We start from the raw sequence: 17,704 nt of genomic DNA, 5'->3' as shown, positions 1-17,704 counted from the left end.
GCACCTCGCCTATTGCAGGGCCACGACGCCGAGCGCCGAGAGGATCTCCAGCGCGAGCCGCTTGCGCGGATGATCCTCCACCGGAGCACTGCCTGGGAAGGAGCCCGCCGCCGGGCCGATGCACGCGGGGCAACCCTCCTCGCACGCGCACCCCTCCAGGAGCCGGCGCGCGCGCCGCAACAGCTCCTCGCGCTGATCGAACAGCCGCGCCGCCAGGCCCACGCCGCCGGGGATGTTGTCGTAGAGGAAGATGGTCGGATCGAACCCCACGCCGCCGTCCTTGCGCGGCGGCCCGTCCGCGTCGTCCTTGCTCCCGAGCGTCTTGCCCAGGTCCCTCGGATCGATCATCAGCCCCACGCACGCCACGGTGCGCAGCGCGGTGGCGATGCCCCGGAGCGCGTCGATGACGGCGGGGCGCGGCGCGCCGAACGAGCGCACCACGGACTCGGGCACGGTCAGCCAGAGCGAGGTGGTGTGCATCTGCATCTCCGGCAGGGCCACCTCGCCGTAGCCCACGTTCTCGTGGGTGTGGAACTTGATCTTCTTGTAGCCCACCACCTTCTCGATGACGCTCACCTCGCCCATGCCCGCCTGGAGCGTGGGACCCATGGGGGCGCCCTGGTCCTCCTGGATGACGTTGACGCGCACGTAGGTCATCGCGTCGGTGAAGTAGTCCGGCGCCACCTTGCGCACGTAGGCCTTGTGGTTGTCGTAGTCGAAGCGCTCGACCTGATACTGCTCGGCCTCGTGCTGGTAGATGGCCTGCTCGTGCAGCATGGTGTGCGCCGAGCGGAAGTCCATCTCCGCGAGCGTGCGGTCCGTACCCAGCTCGATGATGACCACGTTGTCCCAGCCCACGCTGCGCAGCGACACGTGGTTGGCCGGGTACGCGTCCGAGGACCAGTGGAACATCTTGCGGCCCTCGGGGCCGGGCGAGGGGTGCACCACCTCGTGCTGGGACAGGTAGCCGAGCGCGTCCGTCACGGACTCGGCCGGCACGTCCCCGAAGGTGTCGCCTTCGGCGAAGGGCAGCTCGAAGGCGGCGCACTTGAGGTGCTGCACGAGGATCTCCACGTTGTCCGGATCGATGCGCGCGTGCTCCACCGGAGCGCCCGTGAGGAAGCGGGGATCGGCGGCGAGGTACTGATCCAACGGAGCGCTGGAGGTGACCAGGAGCGCGAGGCTGCCCGCGCCCCGACGGCCCGCGCGGCCGAAGCGCTGCATGAGCGCCGCCACCGAGCCCGGGTAGCCCGCGCACACCACGGCGTCCAGTGAGCCGATGTCGATGCCGAGCTCCAGCGCGTTGGTGGCCACCACGCAGCGCACCTCACCCGCGCGCAGGGCGGCCTCGGTGGCGCGGCGCGTGCCGGGCAGGTAGCCGCCGCGGTAGCCCTGGATGAGGTTCGGGTCCATCTTCTCGGCCACGAACTTGTCGCGCAGGTACTTGAGCATCACCTCCACGGAGTTGCGCGACTGGGCGAAGAGGAGCGTGGACACCTCGGCGCGCACGAGGTCCGCGGTGAGGCGCACGGCGCTCTTGAGGTAGCTGGCGCGGATGCCCAGCTCGGCGTTGACCACGGGAGGGTTGTAGACCATGACGCGGCGCTCGCCCGCGGGAGCGCCACTCTCGGAGATGAGCGCCACCTCGCGGCCCAGCATCCGCTCGGCGTGGGCCTTGGGGTTGCCGATGGTGGCCGAGGCCAGGATGAACGTGGGCGAGGAGCCATGGAAGGCCGCCACGCGTTGCAGGCGGCGCAGCACGTTGGCCAGGTGCGAGCCGAAGACGCCGCGGTAGGTGTGCAGCTCGTCGATGACGACGTAGCGGAGGTTGGAGAAGAGGCGGGCCCAGCTCGCGTGGTGCGGGAGGATGCCGGTGTGCAGCATGTCCGGGTTGGTGAGCAGCACGCCGCTGCGCTCGCGGGCGGCGCGCCGGGCATCCGCCGGGGTGTCCCCGTCGAAGGTGATGGCACCGTGATCCAGGCCCGCCTCGCGCATGAAGACGCGCAGGGACTCTTCCTGGTCGCGCGAGAGCGCCTTGGTGGGGAAGAGGTAGAGGGCCCGGGCCTGGGGCTCGCGCGCGAAGCGGTCCAGCAGGGGCAGGTTGTAGCAGAGGCTCTTGCCCGAGGCGGTGGGCGTGGCGATGACGAGGTTTTTGCCCGAGCGGGCCAGCTCGTACGCCTCGGCCTGGTGGGAGAAGAGCCGCTCGATGCCGCGGCGACGCAGGGCCTCGCGCACCTGGGGGGCCACGCCCTCGGGGATGGGCGCATGGGCACCGGGCCGGGCCGGAGTCACCTCGTCCAGGACGATGTCTGGCCAGAGCTGGTTGTTCTCGCGCCACCCCTGGAGGACGGCATCGAGTCCGCGAGGTCCCGTCCAAGGCTTGCGCCGGGACCCGGTGAATGCCCCTTCTTCCTTCTCTGGCTTCATGAGGCCGGGCACTGTACAGGCGTGCACCCGGAGGGGCAACGTACAACGCTCCACCGAGGGCGCTGCTGTCGGAACGATGAGCGAGAAGACCGCCCGCGCTTCGGACTAGAACGGGGCCGTCATGGACTTCTTCCTCGAGCTCATCGAAGGCATTCGCGGCGCGGGCCGCAAAGGCGGGGTGGTGGCGGTCCTGTTCGGTGCCGTCTTCCTGGCCGGGGGTCTGTCTCTCGCGCGAGAGGCGAAGGACGATTACCGGCACCGCCGGAACAGGCAGCCCGAAATAGCCGCGCTCGGAATCCTCCTCGGCGCCGGAAGCATCCTGGGGGGGCTGTCACTCATCATCACGGGAGGGTCCTCGCGGAGCGGGCCCGCGCACCGCGAAGCGCCGAACGATCCACTCGACTCCGTCCCTCTGCCCTACTCGCTCTGCGTCCAGTGTCCTCAAGTCGTGAAGCGCTGGACTGTCCAGACGTGCTCCCACTGTGGAGGCGATCTGGTGCACATCCAGAACGAGGAGGACGAGCAATGGGCACGAGAGACGCTGGCGGCCCGGAGCCACCCGGCTGCCCGTCGTCCCGCCCGGAAGGTTTCGAGGGCGCCAGGGAGCAGGAGATGATGAGAGGCCGGTGGTGCCTCTAGCTCGACTTGTCTGGACCGGATTCAAGGCCCGATGCCACGAGTGTTCTGAAACACCACGCGCCACCCATCGGGGTCTTCCACGGTGACGCCCGCCCCGGCCCAGTACGGATTCTCGGGCGCAACGGGTGGGTAGCCCAGGACGGAGAGCCTCGCGACGATGGCATCCCGCGCGGCCACGTCCGGCACGTAGAGGACGAGCAGGTTGTCCCGGGTGGGCGCGGGACACGGGCTGCCCGCCTCGTGGCGGGTGAACTCGAGATGCACGCCGTACCCGGGAAGCCCGATGAACACGCCGTCGTAACCCGCGTGGCTCTCGAAGCCACCGAGGTGCTTCAAGCCGACCCCCTCGACGTAGAAGCGGACGACTTCCTCCAGCTTGTCGGTAGGGCGCGCGATGCGCAGCTGCGTGACGGGCAGTTCCTCGGGCCAGGTTTCCGGGACGTTCATGGGTAGCACCATCGATAGGGGTCCAGTGGGGAAGGTTCAGACCTTTCGTAACGCGGGCTGCCGAGCATTACCGTCCCAAAGGATGAACCCGCACCACGCGTCCGACGACAGCCCGGCGGCTCGCCCAACCGTTCACCCTGCCCACGTTGTTGCCGATGAGCAGCCGGTCCACGGTGGCCTCCTTCACCAGATGCAGGAGGAAGCCCCCTCTCCACCGGACCAGCACCACGTCACCAGCCTCCACCACGGCGGGGTCCACGTGACCCAGCGTCACCGGCTGCCCATCCTCGATCCGTCCTCGCATGGAGCCGCCTCGCGGCCGGACCGTGACCTCTTCCCCTCTCGTCAACGCACTGACCGCGTCAGTCGCCCATCCCATCGTGTTGCTCCTCGTCAGGAATTCGCGCCGAGAGACGTCCCCAGGCCCTCGTCTCTGACGCGGACTGGACCGCGTGTCCCGAGCCACGTCCGCGCGTCCCCACGACCGCGGACCTGTCCTCCGGTGGTGGAGATCGATCACATCCTCGGACGCGGGCTCACCTTCTCCGAGGCCCGGGTGCTGCGCGAGGGAGGCTCGGACCACTACCCGGTCCGAGCGCTCGTCTCGTTCCCGAAGGAAGAACCCAAGGGGTCCGGCAAGCCGTGAGCTGCGAAAGCCGCAGCGCCCGGCTCACTGAACCCAACAGGGCATCTCGCTCGACTTGACTTCAGCAGTCAAATCCGCTGCCGTGTGGGCACAGTCCAGCAAGGGGCGTCACATGGCGGATGAAGAGCGCGGGAAGAACAGTGGGGAGGGGCCGTTCCTGCTCGGCAAGAGCTACGAGGAGGTGGGTCCGGAGCTGGGCCGCCTCTACGAAGCGCGGCATGGATGGACAGGCAGGGCGGCCCTGACGCTGCTGCCGGGAGCGGGCGTGGAGTGGCGGCCCGAAGGAGCATGGGAGGTGCGGGTCTATTGCCGGCCAGCCACCTCCTCCATGTCATTGACGGTGGTGCGGTCGCCCGACTCGGCGCAGGTGTCGGAGCTGACGAACGTCTTCGTGCAGATGGCCGCCGCCCTCACGCGTGTGGAGGGCAGCACCCAGGTACAGGCCCACATCGCTCGGGGGGCCGTGCGCCCCTGGGGACGGTGGGCCGCGTGCGCCGCAGCGGGTGCCGCGGTGCTCGCGCTGGGTGTCTGGCTCCATGGGATAGGTAGTTCGGGGCGAGCGGAACTCGCCTCTTGGGGCGAGACAAGGAAGAGACCCTCTCAACTCGATGCGCCGGGATTGGCCAACACAGGTGCGCTCAAGGCAGCCTCCATTGCCTATCCCCTCCCCTACGAACCCTTTCGCAATCAGGCGAAGGCTCCCTGTAGACCCGATCTGGATGAGATTGAAATCAACGGAGGGTGTTGGGTGACTCTCGAGAGGCGCCCTCCCTGCACCGCCATCCAGGCCGAGTACCAGGGCAAATGCTACTTTCCTGTCTCGAAGGACCGGGGCCGCCCGCCGCAGTCCGCAAAACCGTGAACGACCCCTGGGCGTGAAGAGGCCCCAGCAAGAGTCATTCGTCGAGAAAGCGGCGCCACCAGCGGTGGGCCGCATCGAGAGGACAGTCCCGCCAGGACATGTGCTCCGGGAAGGAAAAGAGCCAGGGCTCGAGCACGCGCGCCAGTTCGCGGTAGGCGGGCAGCGTGTCGCCTCGCCGCAGGTCGCCCGCCTCGGGCCCGAGGCCCAGGGACACCAGGACTCGCCCATCCACGAGTGATTGCACGGTGGAGGAAGGGGAATGCAGCCGTGAACGAAGCACCTCGGCACCACCCACATGGGACGACACTTCCGGGCCCAGGAAATTGAGCCAATGCACGCCATCAACGCGCGTGCCCATTTCCCGCTGGCCGTGCGTCACATCGAGGCCAGGGTAGCGCAGCGCATCCTCATGGATGTCCTTCATGGAGGGTCCCCAGAGGTTTGGGGAAGAGAAGGCGAGCCCCGCGTGGCCCGAGGCATAGGGCAGCAGCGCGGCCAGCGCCATCATCTCTTCCCGCATCCGCCCGGGACCACACGCCTCCAGGTATTCGGTGGGCCAGGAAAAGCTCACCAGACTCATCTGATTCTTCGGAGGCACGCGCCACGACAGACGCGCCCAGTAGAAGAAACCGAAACCGGTGACGCCGCGCTCCTCGCTCGACAATTCCACCATCCGGTCGCACTGGTTCTTCTGCTGCATCAAGCGAAGTTGCTCATCCTCCTCGTCATCGAGGAAATACTCCTCGTCCGAAGTAGAGAGTATCTGGCGGATGTTCGACCAACTATCCTCGTGAAGAACAGCGGATTCGTACCCCAGGGAGTATTCCGAGAAGATCTCGGGCCCCGTCCCAACCGCGTCCAGATACATATCGAGCGCACGCTGGATGGGAAGCGCGAGCGCATGATGATTGAGCGGTAGGTACAACACCAGCTGGATGACCTCTCTCCGCACGAGCACATCACCGGCTGGCCCCTGCTCATGGCGACGAATTCGAGGATAGGCGCTGCTCATGGGTTGATTCCGACTCAGACCTCGTCGAACCGCGCCCCCAAGATACCGGTTTTATCCAGAGCCACCTTGATCTCTCCATCAACGATGATCGGCGGGTGCCACCCCCAGAGCCGAAAGATCCGAGCGTCACCCACTTTCGACTTGTCGATGCGTAGGCCGGAGATGGCTCGGTATTCGCCGATCTGGTCTGGCCTCCCGTCCTTCGCGGTATAGAGCTGCACTTCCTTACAGGCCTTGTCGTCAATGCACCGAACCGTCCGTGCCACATTCAAGAGATGGTACGGCTCGCTCTGTCCCTCGACTTCGACCGGGAAGAGCTGAACATCGCTGGTCGCCATTTCGCGCAGCACTGATGCAACGCGCTCGCTGAGGATCGGCGCCAGCCCTACCCCTGCGGTGGTGAAATCCAGCGGCCTTCCAAGCCGGTAAAGCGGAATGCGCATCCTCTCACGAACTTCTACCGGTCGACCGTCGCTAAACTGCCAGATGTCGTCGATCTCCTCTCCCGTAAGGTTGGTGGGCTCCGAGAAGTACCAGCGCCCTGGCACTTCCGCATCGATGCTTAGGCGGAAGAATCTTCGCTCCATAAATGAATCATCCCTCAATGTTCTTGGTGATGAGCTTTCGCAGTTCCGTGCCCTGTTTCTTTCCACCCATGGCCGTCAACGCTACGAGGACCAGAACACGTGCCCCGTTGTCGCCAAGCACCCTTCCGAAACGGTGCCCGGACTTCTCCAGTTCCAGAAAGCCGTGCGCGTTTTTCGACTCCTCCAGGAGTCGCAGGAATCCTTGTCCGAGGTTCCACACGGGACCTGTACCCAGGTACGCGATCAGGGACGCCGTCAGTCCCATCGCGATGAACTTCGTGATGGGCTCGGGCGCAACGAGCATGACAAGCGCAGTCCCGACGATTGATACCACCATTGCCCGAAGAGCCGCGGGATTAGCGAAGTCCCTCACTGCATCTTCCACCCCATCCCAGACGGTATCGAACGCGAAGAAGAGCGCCATCAGGAACCGCTCCTTCGGCGCCAATGTAAACCCACCCGCGAGCAGGCTCAGGCAAGTCGCTGAGTCGATCTGCTGCTGGCAAATACGCTCATACGATGGAGGCACGGTTCGACCCTGCACGCCGTCGACAACTCCTCCGGCTGTGGCGAGCAACGAACGATGATTCTCCTGCTCGTCTCCCTCGAGCAAGACGCTCAGCTCCATGTCGAGCACCAACTGTGTCACTGCGCTCTTGAACTCTTCGTCGTCGATCTCAACCTGCTCGGACTCGACAGGCGTATAGACGATGGGCGTTTCCCTCCCCGTATCCAGTTTCACGATCCGCGTTGTCGCACATCCTGACGCGAGCAGCAGCAGCGCAAAGAGCCCGCAGACTCTCATGGTGTCCTCCAGGAGCAAGCCGAGAAAGGTGTCGGGTGCATCGTAGTGGGTTGAGAATTTCCAGGAAGCGCTGGGGCAGTTCGAGCGCAAGCTCCTGAACAACCGGGAAGATTGCTTGGGCAGGAGGGTGCCCAAGCCAGCAACTACGTCACCACCCTACCCGGCCGGAGGCACCTGCCGCGAACGGGCGCGGTGGGCCGGGAAGAGCAGCTCGTACACCAGGTACACGACGATCGCGGCGTTGAGGAGCAGCACGATTGCCTTGCCCACGCCTGGCTTGTGGATCACCTCATAGACCTCGAAGGGCAGGAACAAGGACAGTCCGATCACGACGAGCCATTCCCCCCAGGGTTTTCCCAGCAGGAGCAATGTGCCCTCGAGGGCCGTGGTGACCCCATCCAGCCAGGCCACCAGGGCGCTACGTTCGATCACATGCTTCGTCAGGTGCGTGTGCAGCCAGTTCCCGAGCCGTACCATGAAGGGCCGTGCCTCGACGAGTTCGTGGGCAACGCGTTGCCCGAACAAGTAGACCGCCTCCGGATCGGTCGTGAGCCAGATCGCCAGCCCGAGCATCAAGCCGGCCTTCACGAACTTGTAGGTGATGATCAGCCACATGCCCAACGTCCGGGGTGCCCTCTGGTCTGAGTCCGGCCCACTGCGCTCTGTCTTCACCCTCTCGCTCCCCGAAATGTGTCGAGCACTTCATAGCCTGGACCGTCCACCTCCAGGGGACTCCCGCGCCGCCCATGCGTCGCCACGGGAAAAACCGTACACTCGCTCGAAGCGGAGGTCTTCTCCGAGGGGACGGGGCGCCGCCCGCGCACCGGGATTCGAGTTCAGGAGTCAGCCATGTCGCGCTTCAAGGTAGGGACGTTCAACGTGCTCAATCTCGCCCTGCCGGGGCAGGTGACCTATCCGAACGACAGACCGTTCAGCAAGGAAGAGTACGCGAACAAGATCGCCTGGATTGGCGGTCAGTTGCGGAGGATGGATGCCGAGATCGTCGGCTTCCAGGAGGTGTGGCATCTGGATGCGCTGAAAGACGCCGTCCAGGCGGGAGCGCCCCCGGGGGCAGCACCCCTGCACGTGATGGTCGCGACCCAGGAGCAGAACAAACCCCAGGTGGGGCTCGCCACCTCACTGGAAGTCGTCCGGACGATCACCCACCAGGCTTTTCCAGATGGCTTCGCGCTCACGGTCTCCGGGATTCCCGATCCCATCCAGTCCTTCTCCCGTCCGGTGTTGCAGGCCGACCTGAGATTGCCGGAGGGCCAGGAGTTGAGCGTGCTCGTCGCGCACCTCAAGTCCAAGCGCCCGATGTTGGACGAGGAGACGGAGTCGGACGCCAAGAACCTCGCCCTGGGGAGCGCACGCGCCCTCATGGTCCGAGCCGCCGAGGCCTACGCCCTGCGCTGCATCCTGCTCAAGCTGATGGAGGGCACGAAGCACCCCGTGGTCCTGCTCGGAGATCTGAACGACTCCGCCTTGTCCGTGACGACGGTGATCGTCTCGGGCACGCCCCCCGTCCATCACCTGCCCCCCCAGGAGAAGCAGGCCATCTGGGACGTGCTGCTCTACAACGCCTTCGACATCCAGGCGCGTCAGAACACCCGGCGGGATGTCAGCTACAGCCACATCTACAACGGCTATTACGACACCCTGGATCAAATCTACGTCTCCCAGGAGTTCAGCCGGCTCAATCCCAAGCGGATGGGAGAGGTGGAGTACGTCCATTACTTCAATGACCACCTCGTGGACCGGACCTTGAGCCGGGAGCGGCCCGACCGCATCCAGTCCGACCATGGCCAGGTGGTGGCCACCCTCCGGCTGACGGAGCCGCCCCCCCGCCGAGCCTCCCCGTGAGCCGCCGACGAGTCGCCCTGTCCACCGATGCGGCGGGTCACCCCCGCTGCAGTCGCGCTCGGACCTCTCGCGCATCCGTGGCCGGTGGGCGGCCGAAGAAGCGCGAGTACTCCCGATTGAACTGCGACGAACTCTCGTAGCCGACCTCGAACGCCACCGAGGAGGCTGTCGTGAGACTTTCGACGAGCAAGGAGCGCGCTTGCATCAACCGGAGCCGCTTCTGGAACTGAAGCGGGCTCATCGTGGTGACGGACTTGAAGTGCCTGTGAAAGGCGGACTCGCTCATCGCGGCAATCCTGGCGAGTCCCTTGGTCCGCAGAGGCCGCGCGTAGTTCTCGCGAATCCACTGAATCGCGAGCCGCACCCGCGAGATGGCCGAGTCGGGCACCGCGATCTCCCGCAGGAGGTGCCCCTGTGGTCCTTGGAGCACGCGGAACAAGATCTCCCGCTCGTAGAGGGGAGCGAGCACCGGGATCTCATCGGGTCGTCGCATCAGCCGCAGGAGCCGCGTCCACGCGTCGAGAAGCTCCGCGGAGACCGAAGCCACGGCGAAACCCGCGCCACGGCCCACGCGCTGGGGCGCATGCGCCAAGACCTCGGCGATGACTCGCGGTTCGAGGGACAGGCTCACCGCGAGGTAGGGCCTCCCAGCACCTCCCTGGTGCACGGTTCCGACGGCTGGCAGGTCGACCGACATCACGAAATACGTGGCCGGGTCGTAGCGCAGCGTTCGCTCACCGATGGTCATCGTCTTGGCACCCTGGAGGATGAGGTTGATCATCGGCTCGTAGACGGCCGCGAGCTCGTGCTCGGGCACCTTGCCCCGCACCATGGCGACCCTGGGGATACCGGTTTCGGTGCGCCGGTTCTCGGCGACGGCGGTCAACTCGCGAAGCTCGTCCAGGGCATCCACGGGCACCATCATGCCTCATCCGCGTGGGCGCGGCGGCCCATGGCAGGATCAGGCAAGAACGCGACCGGATCCCACGTACCCTCCGGCGCACCCAACTCCTACGTTCGTGGCTCCACATCACGCGAGGAGCACACATGAGGATCGCAGTCATCACCGGTGGTAGCCGCGGCATCGGACGAAGTGCCGCCCTTCAGATTGCCCGACGCGGCGTCGGCGTTGTCGTCACCTTCAACAGCCATCCCACGGGCGCCGAGTCGGTGGTCCGTGACATCGAAGCCGAGGGCGGCAGGGCAACCGCCTTGAAGCTCGACGTGCGTGATGTCGGTTCCTTCGCGGCCTTCCGCGACGCCCTCTCCGCGGTGGCGCGCGGCTGGGGGAGAGACACCTTCGACATCCTCGTCCACAACGCCGGATATGGACTCTACAATCCAATCGAGACAGTCACCGAAGCCGAGTTCGACGGGCTGTTCGGCGTGCACCTCAAGGGGCCGTTCTTCCTGACCCAGACACTGCTCCCGTTGATCGCCGCGGGTGGGCACATCATCAACGTCACGAGCGTGACCACCCGTGTGGCAACGGCGGGCGTCGCACCCTATGCAGCCTTCAAATCGGGGCTCGAGACGCTCACCCGCTACATGGCCAAGGAGTTCGGTTCCCGGGGGATCCGCGCCAACGCGGTGTCACCCGGCCCGATCCGCACCGATCTCGCAGGCGGGCTGAGCCCGGACTTCGAGGCCCTGCTCGCGTCACAAACGGCACTCGGTCGGATCGGTGAGCCGGACGACGTGGGGCGCGTGATCGCTTCATTGCTCAGCGAAGACCAGCGCTGGGTCAACGCCCAGTGCATCGAGCTCTCAGGTGGTTACATCATCTGAGCCTGGGGGGACGGCGACTCAGCGCGGAGCCGGCCGCTCGATGCGGCCGTCCGCGTGCCGCGCGAACCGGCCCTCCTCGCGCGGGTGCACCGGGTCGTCCTTCCCGAACGGCCAGCCGCCGAAGCGCGTGCGCTGGTAATCGTTGAACGCCTGCTGGATCTCCGCGCGGGTGTTCATCACGAAGGGGCCGTACTGCACGACGGGCTGCCCGATGGGGCGCCCCTGCAACATCAACACCTCGACCGCGCCGCCCATGGCCTCGAGCCGCAGCGGGACGTCGCCCTGCACGGCCAATATCTGGTGCTCACGGAAGACGTGGTCCGCGACCTTCAGCGCCTCGCCCTCGAAGAAGTAGAGCGTGCGCTGGGCGCGCGGGTTCTTCGCGGGCGGAAGGGTCCACGTCGCGCCGGGCTCGAGGCGAACGGTCCAGATGGCCACGTCCGTGTCCGGACGCGAGGCCCACGAGCGGGGCGGAGGTGGCGGCGCGCGCCGGCCCTCGAGCTCCCCCGCGGCGACCGTCACCTCGGTGCGCCGGCCCGCCGCGTCGGTGAACGCGAGGCGGGGGATGTCCTGGCTCCAGAGCATCGAGAAGTGGGGCGGCGCGTGCTTGTCCTCGGCCGGGAGGTTCAGCCAGATCTGGAACAGCTCGGTGGGGTTGGGCTCGCCCTTCTTCACGAGCGGGAACATCTCCGAGTGCACGATGCCCGCGCCCGCGGTCAACCACTGCACGTCGCCGTGGCCGAAGCGCGCGGTGGCGCCGAGCGAGTCCGAGTGGTCGATGAGCCCGTTGCGCACCAGCGTCACCGTCTCGAAACCGCGGTGCGGGTGCCCGGGGAAGCCCGGCACCTGCTCGCCGTGGTACATGCTCCAGCCGTCTTTCCCCGCGAAGTCCTGGCCCAGGTTGCGGCCGTCGAGCGAGGCCTCCGGTCCCAGATGCTCGTTACCGGCGGGGTAGTGGTCGTCATGGTGCACGCAGAACAGGAACGGATCCGCGGTCACCCAAGGGGGTGAGCCAAGGGGCAGGGTCTGGAGGATGGGGCTCTTCATGGCGGGTCCTCTTATCACGGGGCTTTGTCTCCATCTGATGCGGCATGCCCCTTCTTGATTCGGGGCACTTCCAGACACCCCGTAGCGGTCCCCGGAACACGCCGCTCAACCGTCGCCCGTACGCTTGGGCAGCGTCACCACGAATTCCGTGAACTGGCCTTCCTCGCTCGTGAACTCCAGCGTGCCGCCGTGGCCCTGCACCACGATGTCGTGGCTGATGGACAGGCCCAGTCCCGTGCCCTCGCCAGAGGATTTGGTGGTGAAGAAGGGAGTGAAGATCTTCTCCTTGCTCGCCGCGCTGATGCCCGGTCCATTGTCCCGGATGCGGATTTCGAACCGGTCCCCCAGATCGCGCGTCTTCACGGCCAGCACGGGGGTGAAGGACTCGCCCAGCGCGCTCTTCTTGAGTGAGAGCGCGTAGAGCGCGTTGTTGGTGAGGTTGAGGATGACGCGCCCGAGGTTCTCCGGCGTGACGAGCTCGTTGCCCAGGCGCTCGTCGTAATCCTCCTGGAGCACCGCTCCAAGCATGGAGGCCCCTGGTCGGGAATCACGGCCCACGATGGTGAGGTTGACGTGCTCTTGCACGAGCTCGTTGATGCGCACCCGGCTGGGTCTGCCGGAACCCGAGCGCGCATGCTCGAGCATCGCGCGGATGATGCGATCGGCTCGCGAACCATGCTCGGAGATTCTCGTCGCGGCGAGCGACAGCTCATCGAGCACCTCGTCCACCACCTGGGCACGCCCTTGTGCCGGGGTGTCGCGCTGGCCGTGGAGCTCCTCGCGAAGTTCGCCGATGAGGCCCATGGCGGACTGGGCGAAGTTGTTGACGAAGTTGAGCGGATTCTTGAGTTCGTGGGCGATGCCCGAGGTGAGACCGCCGAGCGAGGCGAGCTTCTCCTGGAGGACGAGCTGCTTCTGCGTCTCGCGAAGGGTACGCAGCGCCTCGGAAAGCTCGCGCGTGCGATCCTTCACCCGCGCCTCCAGGGTGTCATAGAGCTTGGCGTTCTCGAGGGAGATGGCGCTCTGCGCGGCCAGCAGTTCGAGCACCTCGCAACGCTCGGGCGTGAAGGCGTTGGCCAGCAACTCGTTCTCCAGGTAGAGGAGACCCACGCGCTTCTTCTGGTAGAGGATGGGCATGCACAGCACCGACTTGGGCTGGCGCTCGCGGATGTAGGGATCCGACTGGAAGCCCTCGGCCCGGGAGGCATCGCCGAGCACCACCACCGTGTGAGTGCGCTCCACATAGCGCATGATGGCGCGTGAGAAGCCAATCGGAAGCTGTTCCAGGTTCTCGTGGAGCGTGACCGTGTTCGCTTCGTCCTGGAGCGAGATCTGCGCCATGGCGACGAGTGGCCGCCCGCCTTCGAGCACGAGCAGGCCAGAGCGGGCCCCGGCGTTCTCGACGACGATGCGCACCAGCTTCTTGAGCAGCTCGGTGAGGACGACCTCGCCGGAGATGACCTGCGAGGCCTTGACGACGCTCACCAGATCGAGTGCTCGCGAAGTATGGGAATCCTGCGTGGAGGAGGTGGTGCTGATGGAGGTGCGCGGAGCAGCGGTGGTGGTCCCATTGGAGGGCGCCGACACCGCGCGCAGCTCCGGCAGGGCGCGATCCAGCTCCCGGACCTTCGCCTCGGCGCCCCACAGGTGGTAGAGATGGCGCGCCTTGGCCAGGAAGAAGCGCGAGACCTCGAACTCCTCCTGCTGGCGTAGGAAGGTGGCGAAGAGCTCGGTGGCGAGCGCCTCGTCGTTGAGGTACTCGTGCTCGCGAGCCAGGGAGATGGCCCGGTAGTACGCCTTGCGCGCCTGCTCCACCTCGCCGCGCACGCGGTGGCGCTCCGCCTCCAGCAAGGCGTGCTTGGCCCCATAATTCATCGGCGCGTGGTGGGCCCGCGCCTCGAGCTTTTCCACGTTTTCGTCGATGCGCTTCATCGCGTGCTCGCGCTCCTCGGGAGACATCCCAGTGAAGAGAGCCAGGCGCGCGAGTGCGTCAAAGAAGTGGATGCCGAAGCCGAACGCCGTGGACAATACCGCGCCCAGGTAACGCTCGACTCTCGCGGAGTGTTCGAGCGCCTCGGCGGGCTGACCGAACAGCACGCAGAGCTGGATTTTGTAGATGAAGAGCGTGGCGAGGCCGAACGCGTCGTTCGCCTCGAGGTGGAGGGGCAACATCTTCCGCTCGTCGTACGCGGCCCCGATGAGGAGACACGGGTTCTCGGACAGGCCTCTCAGGTTCTGCACCGTCTGGTGCATGATCCTCGTGTAGTAGATCGCGCTCTCCTGCTTGAGCTGCACGATGATTTGGAGCCATCTGGCGGTGCTCTGGTCTAGTTCCGCGAGTTCCTGTCCCAACAAGAACGCGTGGGTCTGGCGCAACATCACGCTCCATCCGGCGAACTCCAGGTCTCCGACCTCCAAGCTCGTCTGGTAGAGTTCCTGGAGGTTGCGCAGAGACTCGCGCAGATGCTCCTTCCAGTGCTCGATGTGCATGTTCCAAAGATAACGGGTGCGCGGGGCATACTCCCGGGACTCGTAGCGTTCGAGCAGCCGCAGCGCCAGCTTTCCCGAGGCATGGGCGGAGTCGATATCCCCCAGCAAGCCAGCGAGGAGGATGCTGTACGTGCCATAGCCGTAGGCCAACGCCCCCGTGTTGCCGTGCTCGAGCCCGAGTTCGATCTGGCGAAGCACGACGAGGGGGAAGAGATCCGGAGCGGCAACGTACGTGGTCGTGGCGATGCTCGTGAAGATCCGCATCGCCACGAGCATCTTCGGGTCCGTCATCGGTGGCAGGTCGATGAGATCCTCGATGCGGCGCTCCCCGATGAGGGCCTTCGTCCTGGCGAACGCGGCTCGTACATCCTCGGAGGTCGATTGGTCCGGAAACTCGATACCGAGCAGCGACAGGCTCCGGCGTGCGGCCAAGACCGCGTCCTTGAGCCGGTTCTGGATGACATAGGCCTGGATCTTCATCTCGTAGACCCGGACCAGGTCGAGCGTGCCGTGAGCGTGTCGAAGGACCTCGTCGGAGTGGTGCTCCATGCTCGGGAAGTCCGTGCTCAAGAAGCACACCTCCACCGCCTGGGTGTGAAGCTGGAGCGCCAGCGGGAAACACCGCGTCCAGCGCTCCGGGCCCAGGAGCGAGAGCCCCTTCTCCAGATAACCCAGCGCGGCCGCATGCGCGGCGGAGGACTGCGCCTTGCGCCCGGCCATGAGATTGAACTCCGCCAGCTCGTCCCGCTCTGCCTGCCCGGTGATCAGCTCCGCACCAAGGTTGAGGTGCCCCACGATGGTGAAGAGTTCTTCGTTACGCTCTCCCTTGCTGAGCGCCGAGCGCATCAGACGGCCGATCCGCAGGTGGACCTCCCGCCGGCTGTCCTCGGGGATGAGCGAGTAGGCCGCCTGCTGCACCCGGTCATGCAAGAAGCGGTAGACGACCCTGGCGCTCTCACCTGGTGTCTCCCGCTCGACGAAGGCCGCGGCGGCGGAGCGATCCTCGATGAACTTGTAAGCGTCTCCCACGGGCAGGACGAGCCCCTCGCGCAATCCCGCCCAGAGTGACTCCGCTGTTTCCCCAGGCGTGCGCGCGTCGACGATGGAGAGGGTCTTGAGATCGAAACTGTTGCCGATACACGCCGCCAGCCAGAGCACTCGCTGCGCATCCGCCGGAAGCTTTTGAATCTTCGTGGCCATCAACTCCACGACGTTGTCCGTCATGGGCGTGTGGACGAGGCGGTCCATGTCCCACGCCCACCTGCCAGCCCGTGCGTCGAAGTGGACCAGTCCCTCCTCGGAGAGGGAGAGCAGGAATTGTCCCAGGAAGAAGGGATTGCCCTCGGTCTTGCGCAGACAGAGTTCCGCCAGGGACTCGACGTCCGCGGGGGCGCGGCCCAGGGTGTCGGCGAGCATCTCGATGCAGTGCTCGCGGTCCAGCGGGCCGAGGGTGATGGTGCTCACGGTGGCACCGGCCGCGCGCATCTCCTCGAGAAGAGAGAGGAGCGAGTGCGACGTGCCCACCTCGTTGTCGCGGTAGGCCCCCACGAGGAGCAGGTGCCGCGTGCCCGGATCGGTCATCAACCGCTCGAGCAGCTTGAGCGAGGGCAGGTCGGCCCACTGCAGGTCGTCGAGAAACACCACCAGCGGGTGCTCCGGCCCGGCGAAGCTGCGCACGAAGCCCTCGAAGACGAGATGGAAGCGGTTCTGCGCCTCGGTGGGCGGCAGCTCGGGGGCCCGTGGCTGCGCTCCGACGATGAACTCGACCTCGGGGATGACGTCGATGATGACGGAGGCATTCGGACCCAGTACGCCCAGCAGCTGCTCCTTCCATTGATTCAGGCGCTCCGTGGGCTCGGTCAGGAGCTGCCGCATCAGCTCCCGCAGCGCTTGGATGAGGGAGTCATAGGGAATGTTCCGGTTGAACTGATCGAACTTGCCGGAGACGAAGTATCCCCGGCGTTGCACGATGGGCCTGTGCACCTCGTGCACGAGCGCGCTCTTGCCAATCCCCGAGTAGCCCGCGACGAGCACCAGCTCCGCCCGCCCCTCGGCCGCCCGGTCGAAGTGGGTGAGCAGCGCGTCGAGTTCCCGCTGACGCCCGTAGAGCTTCTGAGGGAGCTGCAGGGAATCGGACACGTCACCGCGCCCGAGTTCGAAGGACGAGATGTGGCCGGTGGCCTGGACCTCGTCCAGGCAGCGCCGGAGATCGCGCCCCAACGCGAAGGCGCTCTGGTAGCGGTCCTCTGCCCGCTTGGACAGCAGGCGCATGATGAGTTGGGAGACGGCGGCGGGCAGGCCGGGCACCAGCTCGTGGGGGGGCACCGGTACCCGCGCGATGTGGCAGTGGACGAGCTCCATCGGGTCGGTGGCGGAGAAGGGAAGCTTGCCGGTGAGAAGCTCGTAGAGGGTGACGCCCAGCGAGTAGAAGTCGGTGCGGTAGTCGATGGCCCGGTTCATGCGGCCCGTGGCTTCCGGCGACATGTAGGGCAGCGTTCCCTCGAGTACGTGGGCCCCGAGGACGACCGGGGTCTCGCGCACCAACTCCGTGGCGATACCGAAGTCGATGAGCTTGAGCTCGTCGGTGTCTGGGTTCCAGACGATGTTGGAAGGATTGATGTCCTTGTGGATGACCTGGTGCTGGTGCACGTGACCCAGGATGTCCGCGAGCCGCTGTGCCATGCGCAGCAAGCGCGGCAGCTCCAGGGAGCGACCTCCCAGGAGGCGAGCAAGCGATTGGCCGCCAAAGTCTTCCAGGATGAGGGCCATGCTCGTTCCAAAGCGCTCCAGGCCCAGGACCTGGATGACCCCGTCCATCGCGAGCGCCCGCGTCAGCCGATACTCGCGGTGGAGCCGGGCCACGTGCTCGGTGCTGGGGAACTGCGCGTTCAGCACCTTCAGAACCACCGGCCGAGCATCCGCGGTTCGCATCGCCCGGTAGACGATGGACCTGGTGCTGGTGAACAGCGTTTCCTGGATGAAATACCCGGTCATTGGATTCATCGGTCCAAAAGCACGACCGTACCATCGCGTTCCCACACTGCCCAATCAGATCGGCCTGCTCGCGAGGCAAGCAGGCATGGACACGCTC

At 66.1% G+C, this 17,704-nt stretch carries 14 protein-coding genes; 4 read left to right on the top strand and 10 right to left on the bottom strand.

The annotated features are described in order from the left end of the window. Window positions 1-9 precede the first annotated feature (9 nt). The 3 genes from CYFUS_RS11670 to CYFUS_RS11655 form a co-directional block, all read right to left on the bottom strand. Entirely contained in the window at window positions 10-2,427 is a 2,418-nt protein-coding gene (locus CYFUS_RS11670; RefSeq protein WP_198316547.1) for a DEAD/DEAH box helicase, read from the bottom strand. Window positions 2,428-3,087: 660 nt separating this feature from the next. Continuing rightward, the gene (locus tag CYFUS_RS11660) at window positions 3,088-3,513 is read right to left on the bottom strand and encodes a VOC family protein (protein ID WP_095991949.1); all 426 of its coding nucleotides are present in this window, start codon (window positions 3,511-3,513) and stop codon (window positions 3,088-3,090) included. Window positions 3,514-3,580: 67 nt separating this feature from the next. Beyond that, window positions 3,581-3,817, bottom strand: coding sequence for a hypothetical protein (locus CYFUS_RS11655; protein WP_232537503.1), 237 nt, complete (start codon window positions 3,815-3,817; stop codon window positions 3,581-3,583). A 198-nt stretch (window positions 3,818-4,015) separates the two neighbouring features. Between CYFUS_RS11655 and CYFUS_RS50520 the strand changes: the two genes are divergently transcribed. Together CYFUS_RS50520 and CYFUS_RS11650 are read left to right on the top strand one after the other, a co-directional pair. Further along, window positions 4,016-4,159, top strand: coding sequence for a hypothetical protein (locus CYFUS_RS50520; RefSeq protein ID WP_157758390.1), 144 nt, complete (start codon window positions 4,016-4,018; stop codon window positions 4,157-4,159). Between the two features lie 112 nt (window positions 4,160-4,271). Further along, a complete protein-coding gene (locus CYFUS_RS11650) occupies window positions 4,272-5,021 on the top strand; it encodes a hypothetical protein (protein WP_095985292.1) in 750 nt (249 codons plus the stop codon). A gap of 34 nt (window positions 5,022-5,055) precedes the next feature. Here CYFUS_RS11650 and CYFUS_RS11645 read toward each other — a convergent pair whose 3' ends face one another. From CYFUS_RS11645 to CYFUS_RS11630, 4 genes are read right to left on the bottom strand one after another with little or no spacing between them, the layout of a single operon-like run. Beyond that, window positions 5,056-6,033, bottom strand: a complete 978-nt coding sequence (locus tag CYFUS_RS11645) for a type VI immunity family protein (RefSeq protein WP_095985291.1) — start codon at window positions 6,031-6,033, stop codon at window positions 5,056-5,058. Window positions 6,034-6,047: 14 nt separating this feature from the next. Further along, window positions 6,048-6,620, bottom strand: coding sequence for an imm11 family protein (locus CYFUS_RS11640; RefSeq protein ID WP_095985290.1), 573 nt, complete (start codon window positions 6,618-6,620; stop codon window positions 6,048-6,050). Window positions 6,621-6,627: 7 nt separating this feature from the next. Continuing rightward, complete coding sequence (locus CYFUS_RS11635; protein WP_198316546.1) at window positions 6,628-7,560, bottom strand: hypothetical protein; 933 nt, start codon at window positions 7,558-7,560, stop codon at window positions 6,628-6,630. Between the two features lie 21 nt (window positions 7,561-7,581). Then, the gene (locus CYFUS_RS11630; protein WP_095985289.1) at window positions 7,582-8,040 is read right to left on the bottom strand and encodes a DUF2127 domain-containing protein; all 459 of its coding nucleotides are present in this window, start codon (window positions 8,038-8,040) and stop codon (window positions 7,582-7,584) included. 234 nt (window positions 8,041-8,274) lie between these two features. Between CYFUS_RS11630 and CYFUS_RS11625 the strand changes: the two genes are divergently transcribed. Next, entirely contained in the window at window positions 8,275-9,288 is a 1,014-nt protein-coding gene (locus CYFUS_RS11625; protein ID WP_095985288.1) for an endonuclease/exonuclease/phosphatase family protein, read from the top strand. 37 nt (window positions 9,289-9,325) lie between these two features. On the opposite strand, the gene CYFUS_RS11620 is transcribed toward CYFUS_RS11625, so the two are convergent. After that, window positions 9,326-10,213: an AraC family transcriptional regulator gene (locus CYFUS_RS11620; protein ID WP_198316545.1), complete on the bottom strand. Its 888-nt coding sequence runs from the start codon at window positions 10,211-10,213 to the stop codon at window positions 9,326-9,328. Between the two features lie 122 nt (window positions 10,214-10,335). Between CYFUS_RS11620 and CYFUS_RS11615 the strand changes: the two genes are divergently transcribed. Beyond that, window positions 10,336-11,076, top strand: a complete 741-nt coding sequence (locus CYFUS_RS11615; protein ID WP_095985287.1) for an SDR family NAD(P)-dependent oxidoreductase — start codon at window positions 10,336-10,338, stop codon at window positions 11,074-11,076. Window positions 11,077-11,094: 18 nt separating this feature from the next. On the opposite strand, the gene CYFUS_RS11610 is transcribed toward CYFUS_RS11615, so the two are convergent. After that, window positions 11,095-12,123, bottom strand: coding sequence for a pirin family protein (locus CYFUS_RS11610; RefSeq protein ID WP_095985286.1), 1,029 nt, complete (start codon window positions 12,121-12,123; stop codon window positions 11,095-11,097). 105 nt (window positions 12,124-12,228) lie between these two features. Next, window positions 12,229-17,616 carry a trifunctional serine/threonine-protein kinase/ATP-binding protein/sensor histidine kinase gene (locus CYFUS_RS11605; protein ID WP_095985285.1) on the bottom strand — a complete coding sequence of 1,796 codons (5,388 nt, stop codon included), beginning with the start codon at window positions 17,614-17,616 and terminating at the stop codon, window positions 12,229-12,231. Window positions 17,617-17,704: the final 88 nt, after the last annotated feature.

This window comes from Cystobacter fuscus, assembly GCF_002305875.1.
GTDB lineage: Bacteria > Myxococcota > Myxococcia > Myxococcales > Myxococcaceae > Cystobacter > Cystobacter fuscus_A.
The sequence above is the reverse complement of the archived record's forward strand: the minus strand, read 5'-3'. Positions and strand labels throughout refer to the sequence as shown.